Below are 17,778 nucleotides of genomic sequence, written 5' to 3' on the forward strand. Positions count from 1 at the left end.
ATGAAAGATATACTGTTAGTAGATGGTTATAACATGATTGGGGACTGGCCGGAATTAAAAAAATTAAGAGATAAAAGTTTAGCAGAAGCTCGTGATCGCTTGGTTGAAAAAATGGCAGAATATCAAGCCTACAAAGGATGGGAAGTTAAAATCATTTTTGATGCCCATATGGTTCCTGGTGTAGGACGTAAATACAACAATTATCTCGTAGATATAATTTATACTCGAGAAAAAGAAACGGCCGATGAAAGAATCGAAAAACTGGTCGGAGAATTAAAAAACATAGAGACGCGGGTGCATGTTGCAACGTCTGACTATGCTGAGCAATCAGTTACTTTTGGAAGCGGAGCACTGCGGAAATCTGCACGGGAACTTCGGGTAGAAATGGAAGTTGTCGAACAAAACATTTCACGCGAGGTAAAAGAGCAAAGTAAGCATGATAATTTGTCGAATTTTCCGCTCACTGAGGAAGTTGCTGAAATTTTTGACAAATGGCGTCGAGGCGACCGCTGAGCTGTTGACGCTTGAATCAAAGGTGCTATATAATTAGGCTATATTCATACAATCAGTCGAGGGCGGAGGGATTGTATTGGGTTTAGACCTCAAAGAAACGGAACACCAGTACTTTGATAAAGCAGAAGATGAATTATTAGTTGAAAAAGTGCGTTCAGGAGATAGTGCTGCATTAGAGTTCCTGATTAATAAGTACAAGAACTTTGTCCGGGCAAAAGCCAGGTCATATTTTCTTATTGGCGGTGACCATGAAGATATTGTACAAGAAGGCATGATTGGATTATATAAAGCAATTAGGGATTTTAATGGAGACAAGTTATCGTCTTTTAGAGCTTTTGCCGAACTGTGTATTACAAGACAAATTATTACAGCTATAAAAACGGCAACCAGGCAGAAGCATATGCCATTGAACTCATATGTTTCCCTGGACAAGCCTCTTTATGATGAAGAATCAGAGCGAACTTTATTGGATGTGCTTTGCGGTTCGAAGGTTAGTGATCCAGAAGAATTGATTATTAATCAAGAAGAATTTGATGATATAGAACTGAAAATTGGAGAAATACTCAGTGATCTTGAACAAAAAGTACTGAGGCTGTATTTGGACGGGAGGTCTTACCAGGAAATATCGGGTGAATTGAACCGCCATGTCAAATCGATCGACAATGCGCTTCAGCGTGTGAAGCGAAAATTGGAGAGGTGCGTGGAAGTCAAGGGTATCAGTTCATAATGAGGGGGACCTTTTATTTTGGAACAATAAAGAAAGCGTTTTCAAGCATCCTGATCCGAGGGTGCTTTTCTGCTTTTGGTTAATTAAGGCTTTATAGTAGATGATGTTGTGGTGTCTTCTTCGAAATCAGAAAGAAAGCGACCGTGGACAAATGGTACGTTTGTTATTATGAATGAATCACTCTGCACAATGAATCCGCTATAGAAATCGAGCAATATCCAACGTATTGGCACGTAATAGCTGAATAGATGTCCACTCAACCTTTTATAAGAGATATAGCAGAACAAATATCCGATCCGTAATGCAAAAGCAATGACTGACCAACTTTTGAGATAAACCCATCTTAGGAAATTTCTTTTAGCAACTTTTAAACAGAGGCCTAAATTAAACAGTGTTTTTGGTAAAATTGACACGGTTTTTTCAATGTGATAAGGTAATTAAGCGTATGCAAAGGGAACCTGTCAAATTCAGGAGGTGCTCAATGCGGAATAAAGTAGTACTAGCATGTACGATTTGTTTATCAAGAAATTACACAAGTGAAAAGAATAAGCAAAAGCAACCCAACCGCATTGAGATGAAGAAGTTTTGCAAACACTGCAATGCGCATACCCTTCATCGTGAAACAAAATAGCAGCGGTTATTTTTTTATTCCTAAAAAATAGTAAAAACAACAGGTTTGTATTACTGGTATAGAGGAGAATCGTTTTTCTGCTGATCTTACATAAGTGGAATAGCGAACGGTTTGGAGGTGGCTGTATGGCTGATGGAGCAAAAAATCCAGCAAGGTTTCTTCGCGACGTAGGAAGGGAAATGAAGCGCGTCACATGGCCGAATCGCAGGGAACTGACAAAATACACCGTCGTTGTAATTATAACGATTATATTTTTTGTTATATTTTTTGCTGCAGTAGATTCAGGCTTGTCTGAGCTGGTGCGTTTACTGCTGGATTAAAAAATTTTGAACCGAAAGAGGAGGAGGGAAGGACGTAACCGTCCGGAAAACAATGGAAAAGAACTGGTTTGTAGTTCACACATACTCCGGTTACGAAAACAAAGTAAAAACCAATTTGGAAAAACGTGTGGAATCAATGGAAATGACCGATAAAATCTTTCGCGTCCTCGTTCCGGTAGAAGAAGAGACTGAAGTGAAAAACGGGAAAAGTAAGGCTGTAACCCGTAAGGTTTTCCCAGGTTACGTGATTGTTGAGATGGTGATGACCGATGATTCCTGGTACGTGGTTCGAAATACTCCTGGAGTAACCGGGTTTGTTGGTTCGGCTGGAGCTGGCTCTAAACCGACACCTCTCTTGCCGGATGAGGTAGATAACATTTTACGTCAAATGGGTGAAAGCGAACCGAAAGCAGAAGTAGACTTCGCCTTGAAAGAATCAGTGAAAGTAAAAGAAGGACCCTTTGCCGATTTCACAGGAACAATTGAAGATATTAATACAGAAAAACAAAAGGTGAAAGTCCACGTAAATATGTTCGGGCGCGAAACACCGGTGGAGCTTGAGTTTAACCAAGTAGAGAAGATATAAAAAATCAAGTCTTGCAGATCTTTGTTTGAAGTGATAAGATTTTAATGTTTGGTATTAAAATTAACAGCAGAGGGGTTAGTAGGTATATTTACACTGTGCCCCTTTTTATGAGTGGGAGGACAATTTGTCCGACAAACCACATCACGGACTAAGGAGGTGTGTCGCGTGGCTAAAAAAGTCGAGAAAGTAGTAAAGCTTCAAATTCCTGCCGGCAAAGCTAATCCGGCTCCGCCAGTTGGCCCTGCATTAGGTCAAGCAGGTGTTAATATTATGGGATTTTGTAAAGAATTTAACGCTCGTACTTCAGATCAAGCAGGTATGATCATTCCTGTTGAGATTTCAGTATATGAAGACCGTTCGTTTACTTTTATTACAAAAACACCACCTGCAGCTGTACTTCTTAAGAAGGCAGCAGGCGTGGAGAGCGGTTCTGGAGAACCAAACCGCAATAAAGTAGCTACGGTAAAGCGTGATCAAGTACGTGAGATCGCTGAAACGAAAATGCCAGATCTTAATGCGGCTGATGTAGATGCAGCGATGCGTATGGTAGAAGGTACAGCACGTAGTATGGGAATTACAGTAGAGGACTAATGAATGCCTTGCCTAAGGTTGCGACTGCCGTTCCGAATGGGGCGGATACCTTGTTCGCAACCTTTAATAGTGGGAGGTCTAACCGCTAAAACCACAAACGAGGAGGAAATGAAATTGGCTAAAAAAGGTAAAAAGTATCAAGGTGCTGTAGCGCTTGTTGACCGTGAACAGCAATATAATGCCGAAGAAGCCATAGAACTTGTGAAAAAAACATCTATCGCAAAATTCGATGAGACAGTAGAAATTGCTGCACGTCTTGGAGTGGATCCTCGAAAAAACGACCAGCAAATCCGCGGAGCAGTTGTGCTTCCGCATGGTACTGGTAAAACACAGCGTGTTCTCGTTTTTGCAAAAGGGGATAAAGCACAAGAAGCAGAAGCTGCTGGGGCTGACTATGTTGGAGAAGAAGATCTTGTGAACAAAGTTCAACAAGGATGGTTTGACTTTGATGTAGTTGTTGCCACTCCTGATATGATGGCTCAAGTTGGTAAACTCGGTAAGACATTGGGACCAAAAGGTCTTATGCCAAACCCTAAGACAGGTACTGTAACAATGGACGTTACAAAAGCAGTTGAGGAAATTAAAGCAGGTAAAGTGGAATACCGTGTAGATAAATCCGGGAACATCCACGCACCAATTGGTAAAGTGTCTTTTGATACAGATAAACTAGTTGAGAACTTCAACACGTTAATTGACACGTTAGTAAAAGCAAAACCAGCTGCTGCTAAAGGCACCTACATGAAGAATGTTGCTGTAGCCTCTACAATGGGACCAGGAGTAAAAGTAAGTACCTCAACCCTTAATTTAAAATAATTGTTGACGAAAGCTGTAGAAGTCGCTATACTAAATAGCGGTGTGAAAGCTTTGAATAAAATATAAATGTTTACCGCAGACAGCAGGTGCGCTTGCCGCTTAATTTCCTGCCGAGGTAGTTTTCGACACACTCTTATTTGTGATAAGGGGAGAGTGTGTATATATTGAGAACAAACCTTCATGTCTGCGGACATGAAGGTTTTTTATGATTTCATAGACTGAGATCATAAAACACCATCTGTTTGCGGAACGTCATAAATGAGAGCAGGAGGTGTGACAGTTGAGCAAAGTAATCGAACAAAAACAAAGTGTTGTTCAAGAAATTGCAGAAAAACTTGAGAATAGTGTTTCTACAGTTGTGGTTGATTATCGCGGCTTGGATGTTGCTGAAGCAACAGAATTACGTAAGCAGCTTCGTGAAGCAGGCGTTGACTTTAAAGTGTACAAAAACACAATGGTTCGTCGTGCTACAGAAAAAACCAACCTAACAGAACTTGATGAATTTCTTGTTGGACCTACAGCAGTAGCTACAAGTACTGAAGATGTAGTTGCTCCGGCGAAGGTTCTTAACAATTTTGCTAAGGACCACGAACAGCTGGAAATTAAAACAGGTGTCATTGAAGGTCGCGTAGCTTCCTTAGAAGAAATCAAGGAGCTTGCCAGTCTTCCTTCTCACGACGGTTTGGTTTCCATGCTTCTCAATGTTCTGCAAGCGCCAATCCGGAACTTTGCGTTGGCTTCTAAAGCAGTTGCTGATCAAAAAGAAGAAGAAGGCGCATAAGCAAAACGATATACAGATGTACATTTGTCATGTGTTTTAGAATAAAATTATTATTTAAGGAGGATCAACACAATGAGTAATGAACAAATCATTGATGCGATCAAAGAAATGTCCGTTCTTGAATTAAACGATCTTGTAAAAGCAATTGAAGAAGAATTTGGTGTAACAGCAGCAGCTCCTGTAGCAGTTGCTGGCGGCGGTGCAGCAGAAGCTGAAGAAGAGCAAACTGAATTTGACGTAGTTCTTGAAGAAGCAGGTGCTTCTAAGATCAACGTTATCAAAGTTGTTCGTGAAATTACTGGCCTTGGCTTGAAGGAAGCTAAAGCTCTAGTAGATGGAGCGCCAGAAACAATTAAAGAAGGCGTTGAAAAAGAAGAAGCAGAAGAGCTTAAAGGCAAGCTTGAAGAAGCAGGCGCTAAGATCGAACTTAAGTAAATTGATGCAAAAGAGCTTTCTCTATTCGTTAGAGAAGGCTCTTTTTTACACTATCAAGGGGTTGTCCTATAAGTCGGGTCGGCTAAGAAAAAGGATCTTCTACGAAGAAATAAGGAACTTCTACTAAAAACCGCACACTCCTGTGTGCAACGTAGAAGCCACCGCATCCTTCGGAAGTCCGTCCTGTGATCAGCGCCGACATTAGAACGTCGGCTTCGTCAAAGCAACAGTCTGAAAATCCTGCAGTGAGCGGTCTTTGCTCACGAGGAAGCTGAAGTGTTGCAAAGAAGACACTACGAGAACGATCAAAGAGAGTTTGAGTAGATGTTGCACTTGTGCCCTGAGGGTGAAAGCGAAGTGTATTTCAGCAGAAAAAACCTTTTGGGACAGCCCTTTTTCATAAAAAGATTGTTTGAGAGTTTTGGCTTACTTTTTTATACTGAAGCAAGCCCTTTATTAAGCTGTGTTATTGAGGGACTATATGGAAAGAAGACAATGATCAAACGAAGGACGTGGAAAAATGAGCAGTCATTATTTTGATAAATCTCCTGATAAAGAAAGTGAAGAGAGGATAATAAAGAGTTACCTTCGTAGAAAAAACATGACGTTCAAGAGTGATCATTCCGTTTTTTCAAAAAGAGAAGTGGATTTTGGGAGCAAAACACTGTTAGAAGCTTTCGAGTGGCCTGATGCTCAAGGTGACATTTTAGATATCGGCTGCGGATATGGCCCGATTGGAATTACTCTTGCTAAAGAGACGGAACGAACAGTTTGGTTAGCAGATGTCAATGAAAGAGCTGTTTCGCTTTCGAAAAAAAATGCAGCCTATTATGGTCTTCAAAACATTAAAATAGTTGAAAGTGATCTGTTTTCTGGAATTCAGGCCCGAGATTTTGCCGCAATAGTAACAAATCCACCAATAAGAGCAGGGAAGAAAGTAATTCATTCCTTATTTGAGCAAGCTCATGCACATTTGCAAAAAGGCGGGGAGTTCTGGGTAGTGATTCAAAAAAAACAAGGGGCACCGTCGGCAAAAGAAAAATTAGGCTCTCATTTTGAAAAGATAGAAACTGTTAAAAAGAATAAAGGATATCATATTTTTTGTGCAAAGAAAAGTTGACCGTACTGCTGTTTTGTGTTATTGTTATTTAATGCGTATAAGTATCCGATTGGATATAATACATTTTTACGTCCGCTCTATATTTTTCATACCAAAATCATGTATAAAAAAGGCAGGAACTGGGAAAAATAATATAATCAGCCTGACAGTTGGAAAATAGTGGTTCTTTTTAAGAAGAAACCATTTTTTTCTTTGTACGAAAAAGAAGGGTCGGGCACTAAAAGATGGAGAAAACATAATGGATTCTGTTTTTTGGGATCAGTTATGTTTCTATATTTTTGGCAGCCGCCTTGGGTATACTGCCTGTCGAAAAGATAGGTGGACACTATGCGATATTTAAGGGGTGACTCAGTTGACAGGTCAACTTATTCAGTTTGGACGCCACCGCCACAGAAGAAGCTATGCAAGAATTAACGAAGTATTGGACCTTCCAAACTTAATTGAAATTCAAACAGCTTCCTATCAATGGTTTCTTGATGAGGGTATTCGTGAAATGTTTCAGGACATCTCTCCCATCGAAGATTTCACGGGTAATTTGGTTCTTGAGTTTATTGATTACAGCCTTGGTGAGCCGAAGTATTCTATTGACGAATCCAAGGAAAGAGACGTTACGTATTCTGCGCCTTTGCGAGTGAAAGTTCGTCTTATGAATAAAGAGACCGGTGAAGTGAAAGAGCAGGAAGTATTTATGGGAGACTTCCCTCTCATGACGGATACCGGCACATTTATTATTAATGGGGCAGAGCGGGTTATTGTTTCTCAGCTTGTGCGTTCACCGAGCGTTTATTTTAATGAAAAAACGGACAAGAACGGCAAAAGAGGATACACAGCTACGGTGATACCGAACCGGGGTGCATGGCTGGAATTAGAAACCGATGCTAAAGACATCGTATATGTCAGAATAGACCGTACCAGAAAACTGCCTGTTACGGTACTCTTGCGTGCGCTTGGATTCGGGTCTGATCAAGAGATCATTGATTTGCTTGGTGAAGATGAGTACTTACGTAACACATTGGAAAAAGATAATACCGAAGGAACGGAAAAAGCATTATTGGAAATTTATGAACGCCTTCGTCCTGGAGAGCCTCCAACTGTCGAAAGTGCAAAAAGTTTATTAGAAACAAGATTTTTCGATCCTAAACGGTATGACTTAGCAAATGTTGGTCGTTATAAGGTAAATAAAAAGCTTCATATCAAAAATCGTCTTTTTAACCAACGTTTAGCTGAAACCCTGGCTGACCCTGAAACAGGGGAAGTTCTTGCTGAGGAAGGCGCTGTTTTAGATCGGAGAACGCTCGATCGTCTTCTTCCTTATTTAGAGAACAACCTTGGATTTAAACGCTATACGGTTTCAGGAGGCGTTGTAGAAGAAGCTGACCTTGACGTTCAATCTATAAAAATATATCCGCCAGAAGGACAGGAAGAAGAAAAAGTTATTAACGTTATTAGTAATGGCAATATTGAACGCAATATCAAAAATATCATGCCAGAAGATATCATTTCTTCTATTAACTATTTCTTCAACCTTCTTCATGGTGTTGGTTTAACAGATGATATAGACCACTTAGGAAACCGCCGCCTTCGCTCGGTCGGTGAGTTATTACAAAATCAATTCCGAATTGGCTTATCTCGTATGGAAAGAGTCGTTCGCGAACGCATGTCGATTCAAGACCCAAGTGCGATTACTCCGCAGGCTCTTATCAATATTCGCCCAGTGATCGCTTCTATTAAAGAGTTTTTCGGAAGCTCTCAGCTTTCTCAATTTATGGATCAAACGAATCCGCTTGCTGAGCTTACCCATAAACGACGGTTATCAGCACTTGGGCCCGGAGGTTTGACAAGAGAGAGAGCAGGGTTTGAAGTTCGTGACGTCCACTATTCTCACTATGGGCGCATGTGCCCGATTGAAACACCGGAAGGACCTAACATTGGTCTTATTAACTCACTCTCAAGTTATGCAAAAGTTAATGAGTTCGGTTTCATTGAAACGGCATATCGCCGGGTGGACCATGAAAAAGGTCAAGTTACCGAAGAATGTGACTATTTGACTGCAGATGAAGAAGATAATTATGTTGTAGCTCAAGCAAACGCTAAGCTGAACGAAGATGGTTCATTTGCTGATGATAATATTATTGCCCGCTTCCGAGGAGAAAACACAATTGTTCCTAAGGAAAAAATTGACTACATGGACGTTTCTCCTAAGCAGGTAGTTTCTGCAGCTACTGCATGTATTCCTTTCTTGGAAAACGATGACTCTAACCGTGCTTTAATGGGGGCTAACATGCAGCGTCAAGCTGTACCGCTGCTTGAACCGGAAGCGCCGTTGGTAGGTACGGGTATGGAATATGTATCTGCTAGAGACTCCGGGGCAGCTATTGTGGCCAAAACAAGAGGTGTTGTAGAGCGTGTTACAGCTCGTGAGATTTGGCTGCGGCGCATAGAAGAAGTGGACGGAAAAGATGTAGAAACAGACATTGATAAATACAAGATGTCTAAATATATTCGTTCTAACCAAGGAACAAGTTATAACCAACGTCCAATTGTCAGCGAAGGCGACCGAATTGAAAAAGGAGAAGTACTCGGTGATGGGCCTTCAATGGATAAGGGTGAAATGGCCCTTGGCCGCAACGTGCTAGTCGGGTTTATGACCTGGGACGGTTATAACTATGAAGATGCGATTATATTAAGTGAACGTTTAGTTAAAGATGATGTATATACTTCCGTACACATTGAAGAATACGAATCAGAAGCTCGAGACACCAAACTTGGGCCGGAAGAAATCACACGTGATATACCGAATGTAAGTGAAGAAGCATTAAAGAATTTAGACGATCGCGGTATTATCCGAGTCGGTGCAGAAGTAAAAGATGGAGATATTCTAGTCGGAAAAGTAACACCGAAAGGGATGACCGAACTCACAGCTGAAGAGCGCCTGCTTCACGCAATATTTGGTGAAAAAGCAAGGGAAGTACGAGACACTTCATTAAGAGTTCCTCACGGTGCAGACGGTATTGTGCTTGATGTCAAAATCTTTAACCGCGAAGATGGAGATGAACTCCCTCCCGGGGTGAACCAGTTAGTTCGTGTTTATCTCGTGCAGAAGCGTAAAATTCACGAGGGAGATAAAATGGCTGGGCGCCACGGAAACAAAGGTGTTATTTCAAGAATCTTACCAGAAGAAGACATGCCTTATCTTCCTGATGGAACACCTATTGAAATTATGTTAAACCCGCTTGGGGTTCCATCCCGTATGAATATAGGCCAGGTTCTTGAATTGCACTTGGGCATGGCCGCTCGTTCTTTAAATCTTCATATGGCAACGCCGGTATTTGACGGAGCTAGAGAAGAAGACGTATGGGAAACTCTAGAAGAAGCAGGAATTGCTCGTGATGGTAAAACTGTTCTCTACGACGGACGGACCGGAGAACCTTTTGACAGTCGTGTTTCTGTCGGGGTTATGTACATGATTAAACTTGCTCATATGGTTGATGATAAACTTCACGCGCGCTCCACTGGTCCATACTCCCTTGTTACGCAGCAGCCTCTTGGCGGTAAAGCCCAGTTTGGCGGTCAGCGTTTCGGTGAGATGGAGGTTTGGGCCCTTGAAGCTTACGGCGCAGCCTATACTCTACAAGAAATTTTAACAGTGAAATCAGATGACGTTGTCGGTCGCGTGAAGACGTACGAATCAATTGTAAAAGGTGAAAATGTACCGGAGCCAGGAGTACCTGAATCTTTTAAAGTGCTGATTAAAGAACTTCAAAGTCTTGGTATGGACGTTAAGATGCTTTCTAGTACCGAGGAAGAGATCGAAATGAAAGAACTCGATGATGAAGACGAACAATCCAGCGATAAATTAAATTTAAAAATGGAGTCCAGTGAAAACGCCTAAAGAAAGTTCAAAGCACAAACACTGATAAAGAAGGTTAGCAAATTTAAAGCACAGATGAAACTTCTTCCTTGAAAAAGGGAGGGTTTCCTCTGGCCTGCTTTTCTTATACTAAAACTTTCCCGTGCTTGTACTTTTAGCTACCCAAAGTTCGAAAGGGAGGTTGACCCCTTGATTGATGTGAATAATTTTGAATACATGAAAATCGGTTTGGCATCGCCGGATAAAATTCGTTCGTGGTCCCGCGGAGAAGTCAAGAAGCCCGAGACCATTAACTACCGCACATTAAAACCGGAAAAAGACGGTCTTTTTTGTGAGAGAATATTTGGTCCAACGAAAGACTGGGAATGCCATTGCGGGAAGTATAAAAGAGTTCGTTATAAAGGCGTAGTATGTGATCGCTGCGGGGTGGAAGTGACCCGTGCAAAAGTCAGACGTGAACGTATGGGCCATATTGAATTGGCTGCTCCTGTTTCTCATATCTGGTATTTCAAAGGAATCCCTAGTCGTATGGGACTGGTGCTGGATATGTCACCAAGGTCACTTGAAGAAGTGATTTATTTTGCTTCCTATGTAGTAACAGATACAGGGGAGACTCCACTAGAATATAAACAATTACTTTCTGAAAAAGAGTATCGTTCCTATTATGATAAATATGGACGTGGCTTTTCTGCTCAAATGGGAGCAGAAGCTATCCGTAAACTTTTGCAAGATATTGATTTAGATAAAGAAGTAAAGATTCTCAAAGACGAGTTAGAAACAGCTCAAGGTCAAAGAAGAACTCGTGCTATCAAACGCTTGGAAGTTTTAGAGTCTTTCCGTAATTCAGGGAACCATCCTTCGTGGATGATTTTAGATGTTCTTCCGGTAATCCCTCCTGAATTGCGCCCAATGGTACAGCTAGACGGCGGACGTTTTGCCACTTCTGATTTGAATGACTTGTACCGCCGCGTCATAAACCGAAACAACAGGTTGAAGCGTCTGCTTGACTTGGGGGCGCCAAACATCATTGTGCAAAATGAAAAACGGATGCTTCAGGAAGCAGTTGATGCGTTGATTGATAATGGCCGCCGCGGCCGTCCGGTTACTGGACCTGGAAATCGTCCACTTAAATCTCTTTCTCATATGTTAAAGGGAAAACAAGGTCGTTTTCGTCAAAACCTTCTTGGTAAACGTGTAGACTATTCAGGTCGTTCTGTTATCGTTGTAGGTCCAGCATTGAAAATGTATCAATGCGGTCTTCCTAAGGAAATGGCACTTGAATTATTTAAGCCTTTTGTAATGAAAGAACTGGTCAGCAGAGGTTTGGCTCATAATATAAAGAGCGCAAAACGTAAAGTCGAACGTGTCCACCCTGAAGTGTGGGACGTACTTGAAGAAGTGATTAAAGAACACCCAGTACTTCTTAACCGTGCACCAACATTGCATCGTCTTGGTATCCAGGCTTTTGAGCCGACACTGGTAGAAGGCCGGGCTGTTAAACTTCACCCGCTCGTATGTACAGCATACAATGCGGACTTTGACGGCGACCAAATGGCTGTTCACGTTCCTCTGTCGGCAGAAGCTCAAGCCGAAGCTCGTATATTAATGCTAGCTGCTCAAAACATTTTGAATCCAAAGGACGGAAAACCAGTTGTAACGCCATCTCAGGATATGGTTCTTGGTAACTACTATCTTACGCTAGAAAGAGCTGGTGCAGTAGGGGAAGGATCAATATTTAAAGATACTAATGAGGCTTTAACTGCTTATCAAAATGGATATGTGCATTTACACAGCAGAGTTGCTATTCCTGTATCATCTTTATCAAAAACGAACTTTACGGAAGAACAAAACAAGAAATTGCTTCTTACAACCGTAGGGAAAATTATATTCAATGAAATACTCCCTACATCTTTCCCATATGTAAACGAACCAACAGCTACTAATTTGGAAGAGCATATACCTGAAAAATATATCGTACCGATGACAGCTGATATTAAAAAAGAATTTGAAAACCGGGAAACTGTTCCTCCATTTAAAAAAGGGTTTTTGGGAGATATAATTGCAGAAGTCTTTAAGAACTTCCAGATAATAGAAACTTCTAAAATGCTTGACCGTATGAAAGACCTAGGATTTTACTATTCTACGAAAGCCGGGATAACGGTTGGGATCTCAGACATTGTCGTTCTAGGTGATAAGCAAGTTATCCTAGATGATGCAGAAGAAAAAGTAGAACGTGTAATGAAGCAATTCCGCCGCGGTCTTATTACAGAAGAAGAGCGTTACAATAAAGTGATTTCTATTTGGAGTGAAGCCAAAGACACTATTCAAGATAAGTTGATGGGAACACTAGATAAAACGAACCCTATCTTTATGATGAGCGATTCCGGGGCTCGTGGTAACGCATCAAACTTCACTCAGCTTGCTGGAATGCGCGGGCTGATGGCCAATCCATCAGGACGTATTATCGAACTTCCAATCAAGTCAAGTTTCCGCGAGGGATTAACAGTACTCGAATACTTTATTTCTACTCACGGTGCCAGAAAAGGTCTTGCAGATACAGCCCTTAAAACGGCAGACTCAGGTTATCTTACCCGCCGCCTTGTGGATGTTGCTCAAGACGTCATCGTTCGTGAAGATGATTGTGGTACTGATAGAGGCCTTGACGTTCAAGCTCTTAGAGAAGGAAATGAGGTTATCGAACATCTTCAGGACCGCCTAATCGGCCGTGTACTGTTTAAAACAGTCCGCCATCCGGAAACGAACGAAGTACTGGCTAAAAAAGGTGAACTAATTAATGAAGATAAGGCAAAACTTATTGAAGAAGCCGGCGTAGAAAACGTCACAATTCGTTCTGTCTTCACGTGTGATACTCGGCACGGCGTTTGTAAAAAATGTTACGGGAAAAACCTTGCTACAGGTGCCGATGTAGAAGTTGGAGAAGCGGTAGGCATTATTGCAGCCCAATCTATCGGTGAACCGGGAACGCAGCTTACCATGCGTACGTTCCACACTGGCGGGGTAGCAGGAGACGATATCACGCAAGGTCTTCCTAGGATTCAAGAACTGTTTGAAGCACGTAATCCAAAAGGTCAGGCTGTCATCTCTGAATTATCAGGTGAAGTCATAGATATTAAAGAGCTGAATGATAAAAAAGAAATTACCGTAAAGGGAAATCTTGAGTCAAGAAGCTACACTACTCAATTTGGAGCTCGCCTGAAAGTGGAATTAGGGGAGCAGATCGTTGCTGGTCAGGCTCTAACAGAGGGTTCTATTGATCCAAAAGAATTGCTCAAGGTAACTGGTCTTCAAGCTGTTCAAGAGTATCTACTAAAAGAGGTACAAAAGGTATACAGTATGCAAGGGGTTGAAATCGGCGACAAACACGTGGAAGTTATGGTACGCCAAATGCTGCGTAAAATACGTGTAGCAGATTCCGGAGACACAGAAGTACTTCCGGGAAGTCTTGTAGAAGTCCACCATTTTGATACTGCTAATGAAAAAGTACTTGAAAATGGAGGACACCCTGCTGTTGGACAACCGGTTATCCTTGGTATTACAAAAGCTTCACTTGAAACAGATTCTTTCCTCTCGGCAGCTTCCTTCCAGGAAACTACTCGTGTATTGACTGACGCAGCAATTAAAGGGAAGCGCGATGAGCTTGTCGGGTTGAAAGAAAATGTGATAATAGGTAAACTTGTTCCAGCCGGAACGGGTATGCAGCGTTATCGTTCGTTGGAAGTGGATCTACCTGAAGAGGCATCACAAGAAACATCAGAGACGGGAGAAGAAGCTGTTCCACAGGAATAAAATAGTGTTGACATCTGTAGTTTACGGTGATATGCTATCAAAGTGTGCCTAACTCCCTGTGCTTTGGAGGATATAGAATGTCTTATGAAAAAGTATCACAGGCGGCTGAGGTTTTAATAGGAACGAAGCAAACGTTAAAAGCTCTGGAGTCGAACTCCGTCCAATCAATAATAGTCGCTGATGATGCAGAGAACAGGGTTATTAATAAAGTCCTTCTCGCAGCGGAAGCAAAAGGAGTACCGATTCACACAGTAGATTCTATGCGAAAGCTTGGAAAAGCTTGTGGAATTGATGTTGGAGCAGCTGCGGTTGCGTTAAAAAAGCAATGATGTTTTTGCTGGTAGGGAGCACCCTATCGGCAAAAACTTTACTTTTGCTTTGAAGTGAACCACCTGGAACGGTGGTCATAAAAAATAGCTTGAAGAAAGGAGGAAACAGCATGCCGACTATCAACCAATTGGTACGTAAAGGCCGTCAGGCAAAAGTGAAAGGTTCTGACTCTCCAGCTTTGAATAAAGGGTATAACAGTTATAGAAAAATCCCTACGGATCAAGATTCTCCGCAAAAACGTGGAGTGTGTACTCGTGTTGGAACTATGACACCAAAAAAACCAAACTCGGCTTTGCGTAAATATGCACGTGTTCGTTTGACTAACCAGATCGAAGTGACTGCTTATATCCCTGGTATTGGTCATAATTTGCAAGAGCACAGTGTGGTGCTGATTCGCGGAGGCCGTGTAAAAGACCTTCCTGGTGTACGTTATCATATCGTGCGCGGAGCGCTTGATACTGCTGGTGTTCAAGATCGTAAACAAAGCCGTTCTAAATACGGTACAAAGCGTGGAAAGAAATAATCTTTTGAAATATATTACATTAGTAAATTAAGCGGAAAGGAGGAGTGACCCATGCCTCGTAAAGGACCTGTACCACGCAGGGATGTACTGCCTGATCCTATTTATAATTCTAAATTGGTTACTCGTTTGATCAACCGAATTATGCTGAATGGTAAAAAGGGGAAAGCGCAGAACATCCTATATAATGCGTTTGACCTTGTACGTGAAAGATCTGGCCAAGAGCCAATGGAAATCTTTGATCAGGCTATGAAAAATGTTATGCCAGTGCTTGAAGTTAAAGCACGCCGTGTTGGTGGTGCGAACTATCAGGTGCCAATCGAAGTAAAACCAGACCGTCGTACTACTTTAGGATTGCGCTGGGTAGTGAGCTATGCTCGCCTTCGTGGTGAGAAAACAATGGAAGAACGTCTTGCGAATGAAATCCTTGATGCAGCCAACAACACTGGAGCTGCTGTGAAGAAGCGTGAGGATACGCATCGTATGGCAGAAGCTAACAAAGCATTTGCTCATTATCGCTGGTAAAATCAATTCAATAAATAATACAACTAACTTTAGGATTGAAGAAAGGAGAAAGGAAGTCCATGGCACGAGAATTCTCCTTAGAAAAGACTCGTAATATCGGTATCATGGCTCATATTGATGCCGGTAAGACTACTGCTACAGAGCGTATCCTTTATTACACAGGCCGTATCCATAAAATTGGGGAAACACACGAGGGTGCTTCCCAAATGGACTGGATGGCTCAAGAACAGGAGCGCGGTATCACGATCACTTCTGCTGCAACGACAGCACAATGGAAAGATCACCGTATTAATATTATTGATACTCCTGGACACGTCGACTTCACTGTAGAAGTGGAGCGTTCTCTTCGTGTATTAGATGGAGCGGTAGCAGTACTCGATGCTCAGTCAGGGGTTGAGCCTCAAACAGAAACAGTATGGCGTCAGGCTACAACTTATCATGTCCCGCGTATTGTTTTTGTTAATAAGATGGACAAAGTAGGTGCGGATTTCATCTACTCCTTAGGTACGTTAAGTGATCGTCTTGGAGCAAACGCTGCTGCAGTACAGCTTCCAATTGGTGCAGAGGACAATTTTGAGGGGATTATCGACTTAGTAACAATGGAAGCTTATTACTATATGGATGATCTCGGTACCCGTACGGAAGCGCGCGATATTCCAGATGAATACAAAGCTCAAGCAGAAGAATATCGTGAGAAGCTAGTAGAAGCTGTATCTGAACTCGACGAAGACTTAATGATGAAATACCTTGAGGGTGAAGAAATCACCACTGATGAATTGAAAGCTGCAATTCGTAAAGGTACGTTGGATGTTGAATTCTATCCTGTTCTATGCGGCTCTGCGTTTAAGAACAAAGGTGTTCAACTTATGATCGACGCTGTTCTTGATTATCTTCCATCACCACTGGATGTTCCTCCAATTAAAGGGATTCTTCCAGATAGTGATGAAGAAGTTGAAAGAAAAGCAGATGACAACGGGCCTTTCTCTGCACTAGCTTTTAAAGTTGCAACAGACCCGTATGTGGGTAAACTTACATTCTTCCGTGTGTATTCCGGTAAACTTGATTCCGGTTCATACGTTCGTAATTCTACCAAGGAAAAACGCGAACGGGTTGGTCGTATTCTCCAGATGCATGCCAACTCACGTGAAGAAATCTCTACGGTTTATTCTGGGGATATTGCCGCTGGTGTTGGTTTGAAAGACACTGGTACTGGTGATACTCTATGTGATGATAAAAATAGAGTTATTCTTGAATCTATGGAGTTCCCTGAACCGGTTATTTCTTTATCTGTTGAGCCAAAATCTAAAGCAGACCATGACAAAATGGGTATTGCATTAGCTAAACTGGCTGAGGAAGACCCAACATTCCAAACAGAAACAGATGAAGAAACGGGTCAGACTCTTATTAAGGGTATGGGCGAACTTCACTTAGATATTATTGTTGACCGTCTTAAGCGTGAATTCAAAGTGGAAGCGACTGTCGGTGCGCCGCAAGTTTCATATCGTGAAACAATTCGTGCTGCTGGTAAATGCGAAGGTAAATTCGTTCGTCAATCTGGTGGACGCGGTCAGTACGGACACGTTTGGGTAGAATTTGAACCAAACGAAGAAGGAGCAGGCTTTGAATTTGTAAACAAAATTGTCGGCGGTGTCGTACCGCGTGAGTATGTACCTTCTGTACAGCAAGGTATTGAAGAAGCACTTCAAAATGGTTTGTTAGCTGGATATCCGATGATTGATGTAAAAGCTACACTATTTGACGGCTCTTATCACGATGTCGACTCCAACGAAATGGCGTTTAAAGTTGCAGCGTCCATGGCGCTCAAAAAAGCTAAGAATCTGTGTCAGCCTGTTATCTTAGAACCGCTTATGAAAGTTGAAGTAGTTGTTCCTGAAGAATACATGGGTGACGTAATGGGTGACATTACTTCACGACGCGGCCGTGTGGACGGTATGGAAGCTCGCGGTAATTCTCAAGCTATTAAAGCATTTGTTCCACTTGCTGAAATGTTTGGGTACGCGACAAACCTTCGTTCCAATACACAAGGACGCGGTAACTACACTATGTTCTTTGACCATTACGAAGAAGTACCAAAGAACATATCAGAGGAAATTGTTAAGAAAAACAGTGGAGAATAATTCTCTAAAAATGATTGTTTGTAAAAATGTTTTATTGTAAGCTAAGGAAGGTGACCCTACTACTAGGTAC

At 41.9% G+C, this 17,778-nt stretch carries 16 protein-coding genes and 1 other annotated feature; all 16 genes read left to right on the forward strand.

Annotation, left to right across the window (positions count from 1 at the left end):
• Nucleotides 1-513 carry an NYN domain-containing protein gene (locus CEF16_RS16620; protein WP_091587347.1) on the forward strand — a complete coding sequence of 171 codons (513 nt, stop codon included), beginning with the start codon at nucleotides 1-3 and terminating at the stop codon, nucleotides 511-513.
• A gap of 76 nt (nucleotides 514-589) precedes the next feature.
• Nucleotides 590-1,240: an RNA polymerase sporulation sigma factor SigH gene (gene sigH / locus CEF16_RS16625; protein ID WP_091587345.1), complete on the forward strand. Its 651-nt coding sequence runs from the start codon at nucleotides 590-592 to the stop codon at nucleotides 1,238-1,240.
• Nucleotides 1,241-1,721: 481 nt separating this feature from the next.
• Nucleotides 1,722-1,871 carry a 50S ribosomal protein L33 gene (gene rpmG, locus CEF16_RS16630; RefSeq protein WP_091587343.1) on the forward strand — a complete coding sequence of 50 codons (150 nt, stop codon included), beginning with the start codon at nucleotides 1,722-1,724 and terminating at the stop codon, nucleotides 1,869-1,871.
• A 125-nt stretch (nucleotides 1,872-1,996) separates the two neighbouring features.
• Entirely contained in the window at nucleotides 1,997-2,191 is a 195-nt protein-coding gene (secE, locus tag CEF16_RS16635) for a preprotein translocase subunit SecE (protein ID WP_091587341.1), read from the forward strand.
• 52 nt (nucleotides 2,192-2,243) lie between these two features.
• A complete protein-coding gene (gene nusG / locus CEF16_RS16640; protein ID WP_091587339.1) occupies nucleotides 2,244-2,777 on the forward strand; it encodes a transcription termination/antitermination protein NusG in 534 nt (177 codons plus the stop codon).
• A gap of 165 nt (nucleotides 2,778-2,942) precedes the next feature.
• The gene (rplK, locus tag CEF16_RS16645; RefSeq protein WP_091587338.1) at nucleotides 2,943-3,368 is read left to right on the forward strand and encodes a 50S ribosomal protein L11; all 426 of its coding nucleotides are present in this window, start codon (nucleotides 2,943-2,945) and stop codon (nucleotides 3,366-3,368) included.
• Nucleotides 3,369-3,437: 69 nt separating this feature from the next.
• Complete coding sequence (gene rplA, locus CEF16_RS16650) at nucleotides 3,438-4,181, forward strand: 50S ribosomal protein L1 (protein WP_091587336.1); 744 nt, start codon at nucleotides 3,438-3,440, stop codon at nucleotides 4,179-4,181.
• Between the two features lie 55 nt (nucleotides 4,182-4,236).
• Nucleotides 4,237-4,395, forward strand: a sequence feature (ribosomal protein L10 leader region).
• Between the two features lie 66 nt (nucleotides 4,396-4,461).
• Nucleotides 4,462-4,962, forward strand: coding sequence for a 50S ribosomal protein L10 (gene rplJ / locus CEF16_RS16655; protein ID WP_091587334.1), 501 nt, complete (start codon nucleotides 4,462-4,464; stop codon nucleotides 4,960-4,962).
• Between the two features lie 72 nt (nucleotides 4,963-5,034).
• Nucleotides 5,035-5,397, forward strand: coding sequence for a 50S ribosomal protein L7/L12 (rplL, locus tag CEF16_RS16660; protein WP_091587332.1), 363 nt, complete (start codon nucleotides 5,035-5,037; stop codon nucleotides 5,395-5,397).
• A 520-nt stretch (nucleotides 5,398-5,917) separates the two neighbouring features.
• Complete coding sequence (locus CEF16_RS16670; protein ID WP_091587329.1) at nucleotides 5,918-6,517, forward strand: class I SAM-dependent methyltransferase; 600 nt, start codon at nucleotides 5,918-5,920, stop codon at nucleotides 6,515-6,517.
• 352 nt (nucleotides 6,518-6,869) lie between these two features.
• The gene (gene rpoB / locus CEF16_RS16675) at nucleotides 6,870-10,409 is read left to right on the forward strand and encodes a DNA-directed RNA polymerase subunit beta (RefSeq protein WP_091587327.1); all 3,540 of its coding nucleotides are present in this window, start codon (nucleotides 6,870-6,872) and stop codon (nucleotides 10,407-10,409) included.
• Nucleotides 10,410-10,577: 168 nt separating this feature from the next.
• Complete coding sequence (gene rpoC / locus CEF16_RS16680) at nucleotides 10,578-14,195, forward strand: DNA-directed RNA polymerase subunit beta' (RefSeq protein WP_091587326.1); 3,618 nt, start codon at nucleotides 10,578-10,580, stop codon at nucleotides 14,193-14,195.
• A 77-nt stretch (nucleotides 14,196-14,272) separates the two neighbouring features.
• Nucleotides 14,273-14,524 (forward strand): 50S ribosomal protein L7ae-like protein, encoded by a 252-nt coding sequence (locus CEF16_RS16685; RefSeq protein ID WP_091587324.1) that lies wholly within the window; start codon nucleotides 14,273-14,275, stop codon nucleotides 14,522-14,524.
• Between the two features lie 110 nt (nucleotides 14,525-14,634).
• Nucleotides 14,635-15,048 (forward strand): 30S ribosomal protein S12, encoded by a 414-nt coding sequence (gene rpsL / locus CEF16_RS16690; protein WP_091587322.1) that lies wholly within the window; start codon nucleotides 14,635-14,637, stop codon nucleotides 15,046-15,048.
• 51 nt (nucleotides 15,049-15,099) lie between these two features.
• Entirely contained in the window at nucleotides 15,100-15,570 is a 471-nt protein-coding gene (gene rpsG, locus CEF16_RS16695) for a 30S ribosomal protein S7 (RefSeq protein WP_091587320.1), read from the forward strand.
• Between the two features lie 59 nt (nucleotides 15,571-15,629).
• Complete coding sequence (gene fusA, locus CEF16_RS16700; RefSeq protein ID WP_091587318.1) at nucleotides 15,630-17,708, forward strand: elongation factor G; 2,079 nt, start codon at nucleotides 15,630-15,632, stop codon at nucleotides 17,706-17,708.
• The last annotated feature ends 70 nt before the right edge of the window (nucleotides 17,709-17,778 follow it).

This window comes from Alteribacillus bidgolensis (assembly GCF_002886255.1).
Lineage (GTDB): Bacteria > Bacillota > Bacilli > Bacillales > Marinococcaceae > Alteribacillus > Alteribacillus bidgolensis.

Coding starts and splice junctions, on each gene's coding strand:
- CEF16_RS16620 (WP_091587347.1), top strand. CDS start 1: ATGAAAGATATACTGTTAGTAGATGGTTATAACATGATTGGGGACTGG.
- rpmG (WP_091587343.1), top strand. CDS start 1,722: ATGCGGAATAAAGTAGTACTAGCATGTACGATTTGTTTATCAAGAAAT.
- secE (WP_091587341.1), top strand. CDS start 1,997: ATGGCTGATGGAGCAAAAAATCCAGCAAGGTTTCTTCGCGACGTAGGA.
- nusG (WP_091587339.1), top strand. CDS start 2,244: ATGGAAAAGAACTGGTTTGTAGTTCACACATACTCCGGTTACGAAAAC.
- rplL (WP_091587332.1), top strand. CDS start 5,035: ATGAGTAATGAACAAATCATTGATGCGATCAAAGAAATGTCCGTTCTT.
- CEF16_RS16670 (WP_091587329.1), top strand. CDS start 5,918: ATGAGCAGTCATTATTTTGATAAATCTCCTGATAAAGAAAGTGAAGAG.
- CEF16_RS16685 (WP_091587324.1), top strand. CDS start 14,273: ATGTCTTATGAAAAAGTATCACAGGCGGCTGAGGTTTTAATAGGAACG.
- rpsL (WP_091587322.1), top strand. CDS start 14,635: ATGCCGACTATCAACCAATTGGTACGTAAAGGCCGTCAGGCAAAAGTG.
- rpsG (WP_091587320.1), top strand. CDS start 15,100: ATGCCTCGTAAAGGACCTGTACCACGCAGGGATGTACTGCCTGATCCT.
- fusA (WP_091587318.1), top strand. CDS start 15,630: ATGGCACGAGAATTCTCCTTAGAAAAGACTCGTAATATCGGTATCATG.